Annotated in this window: 15 protein-coding genes and 1 riboswitch; of the genes, 5 read left to right on the top strand and 10 right to left on the bottom strand. The window is 54.7% G+C overall.

Features of this window, described 5'->3' with window-relative positions:
* Positions 1–239: 239 nt before the first annotated feature.
* Positions 240–1391: a glycosyltransferase family 4 protein gene (locus tag BLV85_RS01520; protein WP_090411408.1), complete on the bottom strand. Its 1152-nt coding sequence runs from the start codon at positions 1389–1391 to the stop codon at positions 240–242.
* 205 nt (positions 1392–1596) lie between these two features.
* The gene (fur, locus tag BLV85_RS01515) at positions 1597–2040 is read right to left on the bottom strand and encodes a ferric iron uptake transcriptional regulator (RefSeq protein ID WP_090411406.1); all 444 of its coding nucleotides are present in this window, start codon (positions 2038–2040) and stop codon (positions 1597–1599) included.
* A gap of 254 nt (positions 2041–2294) precedes the next feature.
* Between fur and BLV85_RS01510 the strand changes: the two genes are divergently transcribed.
* From BLV85_RS01510 to BLV85_RS01500, 3 genes are read left to right on the top strand one after another with little or no spacing between them, the layout of a single operon-like run.
* On the top strand, positions 2295–2777 hold the full coding sequence (locus tag BLV85_RS01510; protein WP_090411404.1) for an outer membrane protein assembly factor BamE: 483 nt from the start codon (positions 2295–2297) through the stop codon (positions 2775–2777).
* A complete protein-coding gene (dapB, locus tag BLV85_RS01505) occupies positions 2774–3580 on the top strand; it encodes a 4-hydroxy-tetrahydrodipicolinate reductase (protein WP_090411402.1) in 807 nt (268 codons plus the stop codon). Before BLV85_RS01510 ends, dapB begins: the two co-directional genes overlap by 4 nt.
* 16 nt (positions 3581–3596) lie before the next feature.
* The gene (locus BLV85_RS01500; protein WP_090411400.1) at positions 3597–4397 is read left to right on the top strand and encodes a symmetrical bis(5'-nucleosyl)-tetraphosphatase; all 801 of its coding nucleotides are present in this window, start codon (positions 3597–3599) and stop codon (positions 4395–4397) included.
* Here BLV85_RS01500 and BLV85_RS01495 read toward each other — a convergent pair.
* The 7 genes from BLV85_RS01495 to gcvT all read right to left on the bottom strand — a co-directional run bounded on the left by BLV85_RS01495 (position 4345) and on the right by gcvT (position 11395).
* On the bottom strand, positions 4345–5148 hold the full coding sequence (locus BLV85_RS01495; RefSeq protein ID WP_090411398.1) for a lysophospholipid acyltransferase family protein: 804 nt from the start codon (positions 5146–5148) through the stop codon (positions 4345–4347). The genes BLV85_RS01500 and BLV85_RS01495 overlap by 53 nt on opposite strands.
* 62 nt (positions 5149–5210) lie before the next feature.
* A complete protein-coding gene (locus BLV85_RS01490) occupies positions 5211–6149 on the bottom strand; it encodes a carbohydrate kinase family protein (protein WP_090411396.1) in 939 nt (312 codons plus the stop codon).
* 200 nt (positions 6150–6349) lie between these two features.
* A complete protein-coding gene (gene gcvPB, locus BLV85_RS01485; RefSeq protein WP_090411394.1) occupies positions 6350–7795 on the bottom strand; it encodes an aminomethyl-transferring glycine dehydrogenase subunit GcvPB in 1446 nt (481 codons plus the stop codon).
* Positions 7796–7816: 21 nt separating this feature from the next.
* The gene (gene tpx / locus BLV85_RS01480) at positions 7817–8311 is read right to left on the bottom strand and encodes a thiol peroxidase (protein ID WP_090411392.1); all 495 of its coding nucleotides are present in this window, start codon (positions 8309–8311) and stop codon (positions 7817–7819) included.
* A 57-nt stretch (positions 8312–8368) separates the two neighbouring features.
* Entirely contained in the window at positions 8369–9730 is a 1362-nt protein-coding gene (gene gcvPA, locus BLV85_RS01475) for an aminomethyl-transferring glycine dehydrogenase subunit GcvPA (RefSeq protein ID WP_090411390.1), read from the bottom strand.
* Between the two features lie 126 nt (positions 9731–9856).
* The gene (gcvH, locus tag BLV85_RS01470) at positions 9857–10246 is read right to left on the bottom strand and encodes a glycine cleavage system protein GcvH (protein WP_090411388.1); all 390 of its coding nucleotides are present in this window, start codon (positions 10244–10246) and stop codon (positions 9857–9859) included.
* Between the two features lie 57 nt (positions 10247–10303).
* The gene (gcvT, locus tag BLV85_RS01465; protein WP_090411386.1) at positions 10304–11395 is read right to left on the bottom strand and encodes a glycine cleavage system aminomethyltransferase GcvT; all 1092 of its coding nucleotides are present in this window, start codon (positions 11393–11395) and stop codon (positions 10304–10306) included.
* A gap of 57 nt (positions 11396–11452) precedes the next feature.
* On the opposite strand from gcvT, the gene BLV85_RS15050 reads away from it, so the two are divergent.
* Positions 11453–11599, top strand: coding sequence for a hypothetical protein (locus tag BLV85_RS15050; RefSeq protein WP_176973886.1), 147 nt, complete (start codon positions 11453–11455; stop codon positions 11597–11599).
* A riboswitch (glycine riboswitch) is annotated at positions 11574–11673 on the bottom strand. Its footprint overlaps the gene before it by 26 nt.
* Before the next feature lie 314 nt (positions 11674–11987).
* Positions 11988–13265, top strand: a complete 1278-nt coding sequence (lplT, locus tag BLV85_RS01460) for a lysophospholipid transporter LplT (protein WP_090411384.1) — start codon at positions 11988–11990, stop codon at positions 13263–13265.
* Between the two features lie 45 nt (positions 13266–13310).
* Here lplT and BLV85_RS01455 read toward each other — a convergent pair whose 3' ends face one another.
* On the bottom strand, positions 13311–14075 hold the full coding sequence (locus BLV85_RS01455; RefSeq protein ID WP_090411382.1) for a uracil-DNA glycosylase: 765 nt from the start codon (positions 14073–14075) through the stop codon (positions 13311–13313).
* Positions 14076–14098: the final 23 nt, after the last annotated feature.

The raw sequence follows: 14098 nt of genomic DNA, 5'->3' as shown, positions 1-14098 counted from the left end.
GAAGTGATACTATTCTATCACTTTGCCTTTTGCAAACGCCAAGGGCTCGTTAATGAACAACGAGCCGTGGCCATCCAGATGCTTTTCGGCAACCCTATCTCGATAAAATGGTCATGATGTTGACGGAGTTGGCATGATGCAGATATTTCCAAACAGCTTCCGAGAGCTACCTCTAATATGATTTTGCTTTTATCATGACATTAAATCCTGGGTATTCCATACTCGGATTGTCCCGGATTCTATCGTTTGTTCTCGCCTGCTGCCGCATACATGGCGTGGTATTCGCGTGCCACGGCTTTCCGGTCTGGCCATTGGTCTGCCCGAGCCCGGCTTTTGGCAGCCAGGGTAGCGCAGTGAGCAGGATCAGCCAGAACAGCGCTGAGCCGTTGCGCAAGGTCGCTGCCATCGGCTGCTGCCAGTTCGGCGGCCTCCCCTACCACATCGCTCACGCCGCCGACATGGGTACAGACGATGGGCAGGCCAGCTGTCATCGCTTCCAAAATGGCCATGCCGAATGATTCGGTCTGCGAGGCGCTGACGAACGCATCGGCCGCGGCCAGATAAGGGCCGACATCGTCGGTGACAGTGATGATGGGCGGGGCAATACCGAGCCGTTCGGCACGCGCCAGATAGGGCGCTGCATCGCCATCGCCCAGCAATACCAGGCGCCAGTTCGCAGGCAGTGCGGCCATGGCGTCGATCATCAGTTCAAAACGCTTGAGCGGGATCAATTGGCCAACGGCCAGCAAATAACGCGATTGTGGGTTCCAACCCAGCAGCCGGCGCGCGCTTGGTTTTTCCGGCAAGTTGAGATCGGGCCGCGCATGCGGGATCGCGTGCCAACGAGCGTCAATCGGCAGTTTCAGCTCGCTGGCAAGATTGGTGCGTCCGCTTGCGGTCGGGCACACGACCCAGTTTGCAGCCTGGGTAACGCGGCGCTCCCACTGCCACAAAAGCCATCGCAACCAGCGCGGCAGCGGTTGTATATACGCGTGCAGTGACTGCGCGACACAACTGAAGCCATGCTCGCTGATACCCCATGCAATCCGCTGCCCTGCCAGCTCACGGGAGGCGCCGGCAGCCACAACCGCGTCGTGACAATGCAGGTGGGTATAGGCCTGGTCGATAGCCTGGCGAGCGGCCATGCGGCCTGTCTGCCAAGCCGATACCAGGACATGCACGACCGGTTGCATATCGGCCGGACACAGCCTGGCCAGTTGTTTGTGCCAGTAAGCAACCTGGGCCAGCGATGCTGCATCCATATCACTGGCGCAGATATAATCCGAATGGATACCAATCTGGTGCAGGCCTTTGAGCAGCGAGGCGTTCACTCGCCCCATGCCATAGCGGGAGTCGGCCCGGATTTCGCGACTGGCGTGCAGGATTTTCAAGGCTAACGTCCCATTGCGTGAATCACTGTGGAATATACCCGGCAATCATTTTCAGCAATCTTTCAGATATCACGATCACCACAGTCATGGTGAACGCCAACGGGCAAGAAACCATCCAGTGTGCAAGGTGTGCTTGCGTGCCATGAAACTGGCACAGGTTTATTCCGGACCGCATACATCCATATGCCGCAGGACTGGGCCATCACTACTTGCCGCGATGCGGGCAGTTCTCCTTGATGCAATCGGCATACAATGACAAGGAGTGGGCCTGCAAGGTAAAGCCTCGTTCCTTGGCAATTTTGGACTGGCGTTTCTCGATTTCGGCATCGTAGAATTCTTCGACCCGGCCGCATTGCAGGCAGACCAGATGGTCGTGATGCGTCTCGCTGGCCAGCTCGAAAACTGCTTTGCCGCTTTCAAAATGGTGGCGCTCCAGCAGCCCCGCCTGTTCAAATTGGGTCAGGACCCGATAAACCGTTGCCAGGCCGATGTCTTCTCCCTCGCTCAACAGCTCCTTATAGATATCTTCGGCAGACAAATGGCGCACAGCGCTATTTTCAAATAAATTCAGGATCTTCAAACGCGGCAAGGTGGTTTTGAGCCCCATCGTTTTGAGATCGATGCCCTTTAAATTATCTGACTTGGTCATGGTTTAATCTTTCCAAAAAATATTTGCTGTATCATATAGTGGAAGCTGAAGAGAATCCGATGGTTAACATGTTTGCCTGTTGATTCTCGGGAAGCATACTTTATCACTGATACAGTGAAATCACTTTCGTTGATATTCGGCTCGGTCTGTCATTTCAAGAAACCGCTGACTGACAATACAAGGATTTGTCAGTGCTTTCCTGGCTTCGCGCAGGCTCCTCATCATCCTGGCAGGTTTGAAAATATTTACTCGGTATGCGTGCATTACTCCCACGGCTGCTTTTGCTGTCTCTGTTTTTATCCAGCTGCACCTATCTTCCACCATTTCCATACAAAATCGACATCCAGCAGGGAAATGTGGTCGATGAAGAAATGGTCAACAAGTTGAAGCCAGGAATGACCCGTTCACAGGTCAGATTTGCGTTGGGCACACCGCTTGTGATGGATGCCTTCCACAATAATCGCTGGGATTATATCTACCGTTATGCACCCAAAAGCAGACTGGCCGAGAACCAGCGGCTGACGGTTTTCTTCGAAAGCGACCGGCTTGTCCGTATCGAAGGCGATTTTCCGCAACCTCCTGCTTTCAGAGAGTCGTTCTCAATTATACCCGGTTCCGGTCAAGGATTCGGCCCCATCGCCGATCCACGCGGCGAAACAGAGGAAGAATCCGATTCGGGCCGGAGCATCGATTTCATGAAAGAGAATCAACTGGAATTTTATAAAGGGACCCAATGACATTTACAAATATAGCTGTTGCTGGCAGCACCGGCCGAATGGGCCGGGCCATTATGGAAACCATTGCCGAGGCGCTAGACATGCACCTATCGGCAGCGTTGGAACAACCCGACAGCCCCTTTCTGGCGCAGGATGCGGGATCGCTGATCGGTTCCCCTTGCGGGGTGACGGTCCGCAGTGATTATGCCGAAGCACTCCGGGGCAGTGATGTGCTGATCGACTTTACCCGCCCAGCCGGCACCCTCGCCCATCTTGAGGCCTGCCGCACACTCGGGATCAAAATGGTCATCGGCACGACCGGCTTTACCGCAGCCGAAAAAGCGCTGATCCGCACGGCGGCCAATGACATCGCCATTGTACTGGCGCCCAACATGAGTGTCGGCGTCAATGTCCTGTTCAAGCTGCTGGAAGTGGCTGCAACGGTCTTGCAACAAGACTACGATATCGAAGTCATCGAGGCACATCACCGGCATAAGGTCGATGCGCCCTCCGGCACTGCCCTGCGCATGGGGGAAGTGATCGCGGATACGCTCAACCGGGATTTGAGCAAAGTCGCGATCTACGGGCGGGAAGGCAATACCGGCGAACGCGCGGCTGACACGATCGGCTTCTCGACCATACGCGGCGGCGATATCGTAGGCGATCATACGGCACTGTTTGCCGGCATCGGCGAGCGCCTGGAAATCACGCACAAGGCCAGCAGCCGCAAGACCTTTGCAACCGGGGCGGTGCGGGCGGCGCGCTTTCTTGCCAGCAAACAATCCGGCCTGTTCGATATGCAGGATGTGCTCGGTTTACGCTAGTTTGCGCTAGTTTGCAATGGCGACTTTTGCAATTGGCGACCTACAGGGTTGCCATCGGCAGTTCCAGCAACTGCTCGAACTGATCGGCTTCAATCCCAGCCGGGACAAGCTGTGGCTGGTCGGCGATATCGTCAATCGCGGGCCCGATTCCCTGCCACTGCTGCGCACGCTCATGCAGCTCGGCGAGGCGGTCATCACGGTGCTCGGCAATCACGATCTCCATCTGCTGCAGGTCGCGCTCGAGCCATCCCGGCAATGCCCGGGTGATACCTTGCAGCCGATTCTGGATGCCCCAGATAAGCAGGCATTGCTTGACTGGCTGCGGCAGCAACGGTTGTTTCATGTCGAGGATGAATACGCGCTAGTTCACGCCGGTCTGCTTCCCTGCTGGACCATCGAACAAGCCTTGGGGCTGGCGCAGGAAGTCGAGGCGGTCATTGGTGGAGACCGCTTTCCCGATTTTGCCCAGGAAATGTATGGCAATCAGCCCGATGATTGGCAGAATGCGTTACAAGGGTATGCGCGCTGGCGGGTAATCGTCAACGCCATGACGCGCCTGCGGGTCTGTTCGCCTGCAGGAAAAATGAATTTCTCCTACAAAGGCGATCCGGCAACGATTCCCGCCGGTTTGATACCCTGGTTTGATGCACCCGGGCGCGCCAGCAGGGACGCGACTATTGTTTTCGGACACTGGTCGGCATTGGGATTGCACATCCAGCGCAATCTGATTGCGCTGGATACGGGATGCTTGTGGGGCGGCTGCCTTACGGCTGTCCGGCTGGAAGACCGGAAGCTGTTTCATCTGCCATGCGCCTGATCTCGATTGAGAGCTCTTCTGCTATCGTATGCTCTGCCAGGCGCGCCAGCTCGCGCCGATTCCTGCTGGCGCAGACGATTGCCGGCCCAAAAATCAATGCTGCTTCGACTTGAGGTTGATCGAGTATGCGCAGTAAAGACTGCACGATCGATATTTCGACATACGCTACGCCGGTATTACGCTCACCATCGGGATCACGATAGCGGATCGCCGCCGGATACAGCAGGGTGTGCGCAGCCACGGCGGGTTGTAGCAGGGACGCATGAAAATGGTGCAGCACGCCACCATCGCTCGTCATCCCTTCCGGAAACACCACAACCGAATCCCCTTTTATCAGCAGCTCGCCGATCGTGCGATTGGTCCGCAGTGTGTCACTCCGTTTTTCGCGCTCGATAAACAATGTGCCGGCGCGCTTGCTCAGCCATCCCAGCAATGGCCAGCTGCGGATTTCCGCCTTGGCAACAAAACGGACAGGAAAAGTGGCCAGAATCACCAGAATATCGAGCCATGAAATGTGATTGGCGACCAGCATCACGCCCTTATGCTGGTCGCAAGGCGGAACATTACCGGTTCGCAACTCAATGTTCAGGATATGCAGAAAGCCGCGGGCCCAGCGGCGTGCCATACGCTTCTGGATGGTGCGGCTGAAGTATGGATAAAGCAGCGCCTGCAGCAATCCGGATACAAAATGCATCAACAGCCTGATCAGCCGGATGCTCTTGGTCAATGTGCTGACGCGGGCAGCGGACATGGAAAACGGTGCCTCATACCGGTACCGGATAAATGCGGCTTATCCGGCCTGAATCCATATGATTACCAGAAAATATGGGTATCAAACGCCTCGAAGTAGAGCTGGTCGATTTGGTCGCGTTCGTAACGATGATTCTGCCCGCCGCGGTGGGCGATCTTCAATGCGCCCATGAGGGATGCAAGCCGCCCTGTCGTTTGCCAATCCAGGTTCTGGGCAATCCCATATAACAGGCCGGCCCGGTAAGCATCGCCGCAGCCGGTCGGATCAACGATCTGGCGGGGCTTGACGGCCGGTATCTCATAACGGTTGCCATCTGCATAGATCACCGAACCCTCTGCGCCCTTGGTTTCAATGAATGCCTTGACTTGAGCGGCAAGCGCTTCCACGCTATAGCCCGTACGCGATTGCAACAGCTGCGACTCATAATCGTTGACCGCGATGTAGTCGGCCTTGTCGATGAAATCGAGCAATTCCTCCTGGTTGAACATCGGCAGCCCCTGTCCGGGATCGAACATGAACGGGATGCCGGCTTCATGAAATTCGCGCGCATGGGCGAGCATGCCCTCGCGGCCATCCGGCGCGATAATGCCAAGCGCAACATTATGGGTATCCCTAACGCTATTCTGATGAGAAAAATTCATCGCGCCCGGATGGAAAGCAGTGATCTGGTTATCGTCCAGATCGGTGGTAATAAAAGCCTGGGCAGTGAAAGTATCCTTGACCTGGCGCACATGCGTCTGCGTCAGCCCCAGCTTCTCCAAACGATAGGCATAGGGCTGGAAATCATCCCCGACGGTCGCCATGATGAGCGGCTGGCCTTCGAGCATCTGCAGGTTATAAGCAATATTTGCAGCACATCCACCAAACTCCCGGCGCATTTCCGGCACCAGGAAGGCAACATTCAGCACATGGATTTTATCCGGCAGAATGTGGCGTTTGAAATGGTCCTCAAACACCATGATGGTGTCATAGGCGATCGAGCCGCAGATAAGTGTTTGCATAACAATACAGAATGTGAATGATAATGGACGCAGTGGCTTTTAGGAGTCGTTCATAAATAACTGTAACACTTGGATCACATCTGGCGCGCGCACTGCGGCGTTACTCGTCGTCGCCATAGCCTTGCTATGACTCCTCCTCTCGCCTTGCATTGCATCCCGCCAGACGCGCCCAATTGTCACACTTATTCCTTCACGGCTCCTTAGGGTTTCCAGACGATATCGAGCTCGCGGGCAGCCTTGACGTCATCCAGCTTACGCAATGGCATTTGATGCGGCGCTGATTTGACCATATCCGGCTGGGTCTCGATTTCAGCCAGGATTTCCTCCATGGCGACCACAAAGCTGTCGATCGTTTCCTTGGATTCGGTTTCAGCCGGCTCGATCAACAGGCATTCTGGCACCAGGATCGGGAAATAGGTGGTCGGTGCATGGAAGCCCTTGTCAAGCAGACGCTTGGCAAGATTCATGGCGGTCACTCCTGTTCTTTCCTTGATTTCCTTCATGGTCACGATGAATTCATGACTGGCGCGACGGGTCGGGTAGGCAATTTCAAAACCGGCCTTGCGCAACTCGGCCATGAGATAGTTCGCATTCAGTGTCGCAAATTCTGAAATACGGTGCATGCCCTCTGAACCCAACAGCCTGACATAGATATAGGCACGCAACAGAACCCCAGCATTGCCCATATGCGCCGACAAACGGCCGATGGTTTGCGGCCGGTCTTTCTCCGTCAACCAGCGGTAAACGCCATTCTCATAGGCCACGATAGGCACGGGCAAATAAGGCAACAAACGCTTGGCCACACCCACCGGGGCAGCACCTGGCCCCCCGCCACCGTGAGGGGTCGAGAAGGTTTTATGCAGATTCATATGAATGACGTCGAAGCCCATGTCGCCGGGTTTGACTTTACCCAGAACGGCATTCAGATTGGCGCCGTCATAGTACAGCAGTCCGCCCGCTTCATGCACGATCCGGCTCATTTCCGATACTTTTTTCTCGAACACGCCCAGCGTGGAAGGATTGGTCAACATCAGGCCAGCTGTCTTGGGGCCTACTGCCGCCTTGAGCGCAGCCATATCGACATCGCCTTCCTTATCGGTCGGAATTTCGACAACCTTGTAGCCACACATGACGGCTGTTGCAGGGTTGGTGCCATGCGCGGCATCCGGCACGATGATCTCGGTACGCTCGGCATCGCCACGCGCCTCGTGATAGGCACGAATCATCGTGACCCCGATCAGCTCACCCTGGGCACCGGCCATCGAAGTCAGGCTGACAGCTTCCATCCCGGTGACATCCTTGAGGATTTCCTGCAATTCATACATGCAGGCCAGAAATCCCTGGCCGGTGTCTTCCGGCGCCAGCGGATGCCGCGCCAGAAACTGCGGCAGCATTGCCAGTGCGTTGCAGGCGCGCGGATTGTATTTCATGGTGCAGGAACCAAGCGGGTAAAACTCGGTATCGATGGAAAAGTTTTTCTGCGATAGCCGGGTGTAGTAGCGCACCGTATCCATTTCGGAAACTTCGGGCAACAACGGCGCCGATTTGCGCAACAAATTTTCGGGAATATTGCGCTTGACGGCCCGTTTTGCAGGTGCCTGTGAGTAATTCAACCGGCCCTTGCGGGCGTGTTCAAATATCAGCATGTTTTGTTTAGTCTGGCAAAATCAGTTCAAAGCAGCCAAGGCCGCATCGTAGTTGGGTTCATCCTTGATTTCCGGTACCAGCTCGGCGTGAATGATCTTGTCGTTTTCATCCAGTACGATTACCGCGCGCGCGGTAATGCCGGCAAAAGGCCCGTCAGCGATGGCCACGCCATAGTCACGCATGAATTGCGCGCCACGCATGGTAGACAACGGAATGACCTTATCCAGCCCTTCCTGGTCGCAGAAGCGGCTCATGGCAAACGGCAGATCCGCGGCAATGATCAGCACCACGGTATTGTCCATTTCACTCGCGCGCTGATTGAATTTACGCGTCGACAGTGCGCAAACCGGGGTATCGAGACTCGGCACGATATTGAGCACTTTCTTCTTGCCGGCGAAATCAGTCAGTGTCACGTCCTTCAGATCTCTATTGACGAGTGAGAAAGCCGGAGCTTGCTCACCTGTTTTGGGAAAGGTGCCTTCAATTTTAATTGGTGTTCCACCCATAGTAACCATGGTTCTTGTCCTCTCAGAATAAGTTAAATGCTACTGTAAACAGACCTGCGCTGTTCCTTAGGCATTGGTCGCCAATGCCTGCCCGAACAATTCGACATATTTATCCAGATCATCCGCCGTTTTGGTTTCTGTCACGCATACCAACAAGGTATTACCCAATTCGGGATAATGCTCTTCGAGGCGCAAGCCACCCAATACACCCTGGGCTTTCATGCTGTCGAGCACCTGGGCAGCAGGTTTAGGCAACGACAGTACTGCTTCATGGAAAAATGGCGCATTGAATGTTTTTTCCACGCCCGGGAGTTTTTCCAGTTTTTCAACCAACGACAAGGTATTTTCATGCGACTGTGCAGCAATCCGGTAAAGCCCTTCAGGCCCCACCAACGACATGTAAATAGTGGCGGCGGTCACCATCAATCCCTGATTGGTACAGATATTGGAGGTCGCCTTGGAACGCCGGATATGCTGTTCGCGCGCCTGCAGCGTCAGTACAAAGCCTTCCTGGTTGTTGAGATCGGTGGTGCGTCCAATGATACGCCCCGGCATTTGCCGGATAAGCTGCTGCTTGCAGGCCATGAAACCGAAGTAAGGGCCGCCACTGGAGAGCGGAATTCCCAGCGGCTGGCCTTCTCCAACGGCAATATCCGCGCCCTGTTTGCCCCATTCACCCGGTGGCGTGAGCATGGCGAGTGCAGTCGGGTTGACAACGGCGATTGCCAGCGATTGCTTGCTGTGCGCCCAATCGGTCAATGCATCGACTTGTTCCAGTACGCCAAAGAAATTTGGCTGGGGAATGACCAATGCGGCAAATTCTTCCTGACCGTATTGATCCAACTGTTCGGGCAGGGTCTGACCGGATGCCTGATCGTATGGAATCTCCACGACTTCGATCGCCTGGTTTTTGACAATGGCGCGCACCACGCTGCGATAAATCGGATGGACCGTTTGGGGAATCAGTATCCGTCTCGAGGTCCTGTGCTGGCGCACAGCCATCAGTGCCGCCTCGGCCAATGCAGAGGCACCATCATACAGGCTGGCATTGGACACATCCATACCGGTCAACGAAGCCATCATGGTCTGATATTCGTACAGCAGTTGCAGCGTGCCCTGGCTGGCTTCCGCCTGATAGGGGGTATACGAAGAATAATATTCACCGCGGGTGGTGATTTGCCAGACGGCCGCCGGAATATGGTGCTCATAAGCGCCAGCGCCGATAAAGTTGAGATAAAACCCATCTTCCTGGGCGCGCTCGGACATGAGGCGCGTGATTTCCATCTCGCTCATGCCAGGTGGCACACGGGTCAAGGTACCGGTTCTCAAATCAGCGGGAATCTCGTCGAACAACTCATCGATTGACTCGGCGCCGATGCTTGCAAGCATCGCTTCTATATCTTCTTCGGTATGCGGGATAAATGGCATGATTGATTAAGGCTTAAGCTGAAAAATATTCATGATGACTCGAAAAATGTTAGCGTGCGGCTGACCGTGCGTACCAACCCAGCACACGCTTTTCGTCTCTGCCGGAAAAGCAGACCGGCACCGCCCTCAATGCGCCTCGCTTTCCAGTGCTTGTTGATACCCATTGGCATCCAGCAGGCCGTCCAATTCGGCAGGATCCGACAGCTTGAGCTTGAACAGCCAGGCTGCATAGGGCTCCTGATTGATTTTTTCCGGGGCGGATTCGAGCTCACTATTGACTTCAATCACCTCCCCACTCACGGGCGCATAGACATCTGATGCCGCCTTGACCGATTCCACTACGGCACATTCTTCTCTTTGCGCCAGATTGCGCCCGACCTGCGGCAACTCGACGAACACCATATCGCCAAGCAATTCCTGAGCATGCTGGGTAATGCCAATGGTCACCGTCCCGTCTGCTTCCAATTTAACCCATTCATGCGATTTTGCGTATTTCAGCTCAGCTGGAATGCTCATTTGTTTCGACTCCAAAATATATGTTTAGAAAAGTTTCCTGGTGTTTTACAGAATAATTCAAATCAATACCTGGCCATTGCGAACGAATGGATATTTGACAACCTTGGCGGCCAGTTGCTTGTCGCGCACGACCACATGAACCTGATCACCGACAGTCACCTCTGCAGGCACCCGCGCCAGCGCGATTGATTGATTGATCGTCGGCGAAAATCCTCCACTGGTGATTTCTCCCTCACCCGACAATCCATTCCGCTGAACGATGACTTTCTGGTGGCCGCGCAGAACACCTTTATCCAGTAACCGCAACCCCACCAGTTGCTGTTTGATAGGTTTCTGCTGGAGCGCTTGTTTCCCGATAAAGTCACGATCGCTTTTCAGATCGACCGTCCAGGCCAACCCCGATTCGAGCGGGCTGGTCGTTTCATCCATATCCTGGCCGTACAGATTCATGCCTGCTTCCAGCCGCAAGGTATCGCGCGCGCCCAGTCCGGCAGGCGCGACCCCGGCCACGTGCAGTTTTTCCCACAGGGTAACGGCCTCGGTTGCCGGCAGGATGATTTCAAAACCATTTTCCCCGGTATAGCCGGTGCGAGCGATAAAATAGGGCTCCAGTGTGGCAGATTGAAATGGCTTCAATGCCTCGCTGACCGCCTGCGAACCAGGAATGGTGGCCCATACCTTGGCGGGCGCATTCGGCCCTTGCACGGCAATCATGGCCAGATCCCGGCGGGGCGTGATAGTCAGCTGGGGCGCACTTTGCGCGGCCTGTGATTGAATCCAGGCCAGATCCTTATCCGCAGTACCGGCATTGACAACCAAGCGGAACCAGGATTCAGTAAGAAAGTAAATAATCAGATCGTCGATGATACCGCCTTCGGGATTGAGCATGCAGGAATACAGTGCTTTCCCAGAAAGGGTCAGCTTATCGACATTGTTGGCGACCAGTCCACGCAAGAACCCACGAACATTCTCGCCCTTTATGTCTACAACCAGCATATGGGAAACATCGAACATGCCAGCATCGCGCCGGACCTGATGGTGTTCGTCCAGCTGGGAACCGTAATGCAGTGGCATATCCCAGCCGCCAAAGTCCACCATTTTTGCGTGCATGGCGCGGTGTGCTGCGTTAAGGGGAGTCGTTTTAAGCATTTGATTTGTTTTCTCTCAAAGATAAAAAAGGAAGTCGTGCGCCCGATAAAGTTGAGAATGCAATTCTATGGCGTGATTCGTCGCGGCAAAGGGTCGCTCGTTTATGGCGTCTGGCTGTACGCACGCTTGACCGGCTTTGTGCTTGGATCGCTCATGATGGTTTCTCCACAGGCTCTGACTCTTCCCCTCTGTCCTTTTACCTGAGAGTTTTACGGCTTGTCGTCCGCATGCCCCTTCGGTGGCTGAATCGTGAATCAGCACTCTCCAGATTGCCTGTCGCAAGCAGTTACTCAGGCCAATTTGAGCATTGGCCATGCCTGAGCGATTCCGGGGGGTTACGCCTTCGGCGGCGCTATCTTGCAGCGCACTCTCCTGCCTGGATGATTTTTTAGCAGGTTGCCACTATACCTTAGCTTGCGGTTTCAAGACAAGGCAAAGCTGCATATTCTGATCGAGGTGTGCAGTGGCCACTGAAGCAAATCTGCATATCACCGAATTTGGCTTTCGTGATATAAAGCAGCAATGCTAGCGTAGTCTGGCTCTGGCGGTATTCTCGATTGACTAGGACAAGTAAGGTAAGGAGGAAGCAGGTTTGGAGCGCGGGTTCTATACCATTATGGCTGCGCAGTTTTTTTCATCGCTGGCGGATAATGCGCTTTTGGTCGTGGCGATTGCCTTGCTGATCGATTTACAGGCGCCTGCCTATCTGACGCCCATGCTCAAATTCGTATTTGTGCTGTTTTACGTATTGCTGGCACCACTGGTCGGCGCCTTTGCCGATTCCATGCCCAAGGGCCGAGTCATGTTTGTCAGCAACTCGATCAAAATCGCCGGTTGCATGCTGCTGTTTCTGGCCACACATCAGTTCCTGGCATTGAGCGCATACGCTATCGTCGGGCTGGGCGCAGCCTCCTACTCCCCGGCAAAATACGGCATACTCACGGAATTGCTCCCGCCCGAGAAACTGGTGATAGCCAATGGCTGGATGGAAGGATTGACTGTGGGCTCGATCGTATTGGGCACCGTCACAGGCGGATTGCTCATTACCCCCGCGGTTTCGTCTTTTTTACTTTCCATGAATTTCCCAGGACTGGATTTTGGAATCGATACCGCAGTGGAAGCGAGCCTGGTAGTAGTGGCATTGTTCTACGCCATGGCAGCGCTGATCAATTTGTTCATTCCCAATACCGGCATCGATCACCGCATGCTCAAGAAAAATCCGCTGTTCCTGATTCACGATTTCTCACACTGCGTGAAACTCCTCTGGACGGATAAGCTCGGACAGATTTCACTGGCGGTCACCACCCTGTTCTGGGGCGCTGGCGCCACCTTGCAATTCATTGTTCTAAAATGGGCCGAAGCGGCCTTAGGCTATGCGTTGAATGAAGCGGCGCTGCTGCAAGGCGTTGTGGCAATTGGCATCGCGCTGGGTTCGGTCCTGGCTGCCAAACTGGTTTCGCTGCGCCGTTCGGTGGAGGTCATTCCTCTCGGAATTGCCATGGGCATCGTAGTCATCTGCATGGTTGTAGTCCGCGATCTATGGCTGGCCGTCATACTATTGATAGCAGTCGGTGGACTGGCGGGATTCTTTGTTGTCCCGATGAATGCCTTATTGCAGCATCGCGGCCATATTCTGATGGGGGCCGGACACTCCATCGCCGTGCAGAATTTCAACGAAAACCTGAGCATATTGACGATGCTATCCATCTACGCACTATTGATATGGCTCGATGTCGATATCTACATCGTCATCACTTTATTTGGACTTTTTGTTTCCACCACCATGATTTTTGTGCGCAAATGGCACCTGGACAATCAGCGCCAGCAGGATTCGCTCCATCTGATCGGCACGCGGGAGCGGCAGCTATAACCCTGAAAAGTGGGCCAGTCGCCTGATTCCAGATCTTTGTCATTGTCACGATGGCAGACTTCCAGGCGCGTCATTGCTGGCTGAAGCCAGCAATGACTGCATGGTCGACCGGGCGAAGCATAAGTCCTCCCACGCCCTGGCCTTGTCGGTCAGGGTGCGCAACAGATAGGCCGGGTGATAAGTGACAATCAGAGGGATGCCGGAGAAATCATGTAGTTGGCCGCGCAGGCTGGCAAGGCTTGCGCCGGTCGCCAGCAAATTCTCTGCAGCCACCTTGCCCAAAGCCACGATCAACCGGGGTTGCACCAATGCAATCTGGCGCAACAAATAGGGCCGGCACTGTTCTGCTTCCAGAGGTTGCGGATTACGGTTGCCTGGCGGACGACATTTCACGATGTTGGCGATATAGACATCCTGGTCACGTTTGAGACCGATCGCCTGCAGCATGTTATCCAGCAGCTTGCCAGCCTGCCCGACAAATGGCTCGCCGAGCGCGTCCTCCCTGGCACCGGGGCCTTCACCGATAAACAGCCAACTGGCGGCTTTATCCCCTGTTCCGAACACGGTTTGCTTGCGTGTCTGGCTGAGCGGACAAGCAGTGCAACTCGTAACCGCCTGCCTCAGTTGCGCCCAATCCATAGCGACCACATCCATCTGCTGATTGGTAGGCAAGCAAATGGCAGTATCGGTTTCGGGCAAAGCGCTGTCATCCGGCGCATGCGTCGCAACAGGTATCTGATCCGACATGGCACTCGTCCTGGCGCGCCATATAGGCAACAACTTCAATTCCCTGAGTCTATTCTTATCCATACCTCAAATCTCGGAACAGGCGT

The sequence above is a fragment of the Nitrosomonas halophila genome, assembly GCF_900107165.1.
Lineage (GTDB): Bacteria > Pseudomonadota > Gammaproteobacteria > Burkholderiales > Nitrosomonadaceae > Nitrosomonas > Nitrosomonas halophila.
The sequence above is the reverse complement of the archived record's forward strand: the minus strand, read 5'-3'. Positions and strand labels throughout refer to the sequence as shown.

Coding starts and splice junctions, on each gene's coding strand:
- fur (WP_090411406.1), bottom strand. CDS start 2,040: ATGACCAAGTCAGATAATTTAAAGGGCATCGATCTCAAAACGATGGGG.
- BLV85_RS01510 (WP_090411404.1), top strand. CDS start 2,295: ATGCGTGCATTACTCCCACGGCTGCTTTTGCTGTCTCTGTTTTTATCC.
- dapB (WP_090411402.1), top strand. CDS start 2,774: ATGACATTTACAAATATAGCTGTTGCTGGCAGCACCGGCCGAATGGGC.
- BLV85_RS01500 (WP_090411400.1), top strand. CDS start 3,597: ATGGCGACTTTTGCAATTGGCGACCTACAGGGTTGCCATCGGCAGTTC.
- BLV85_RS01495 (WP_090411398.1), bottom strand. CDS start 5,148: ATGTCCGCTGCCCGCGTCAGCACATTGACCAAGAGCATCCGGCTGATC.
- BLV85_RS01490 (WP_090411396.1), bottom strand. CDS start 6,149: ATGCAAACACTTATCTGCGGCTCGATCGCCTATGACACCATCATGGTG.
- gcvPB (WP_090411394.1), bottom strand. CDS start 7,795: ATGCTGATATTTGAACACGCCCGCAAGGGCCGGTTGAATTACTCACAG.
- tpx (WP_090411392.1), bottom strand. CDS start 8,311: ATGGTTACTATGGGTGGAACACCAATTAAAATTGAAGGCACCTTTCCC.
- gcvPA (WP_090411390.1), bottom strand. CDS start 9,730: ATGCCATTTATCCCGCATACCGAAGAAGATATAGAAGCGATGCTTGCA.
- gcvH (WP_090411388.1), bottom strand. CDS start 10,246: ATGAGCATTCCAGCTGAGCTGAAATACGCAAAATCGCATGAATGGGTT.
- gcvT (WP_090411386.1), bottom strand. CDS start 11,395: ATGCTTAAAACGACTCCCCTTAACGCAGCACACCGCGCCATGCACGCA.
- BLV85_RS15050 (WP_176973886.1), top strand. CDS start 11,453: ATGCAATTCTATGGCGTGATTCGTCGCGGCAAAGGGTCGCTCGTTTAT.
- BLV85_RS01455 (WP_090411382.1), bottom strand. CDS start 14,075: ATGGATAAGAATAGACTCAGGGAATTGAAGTTGTTGCCTATATGGCGC.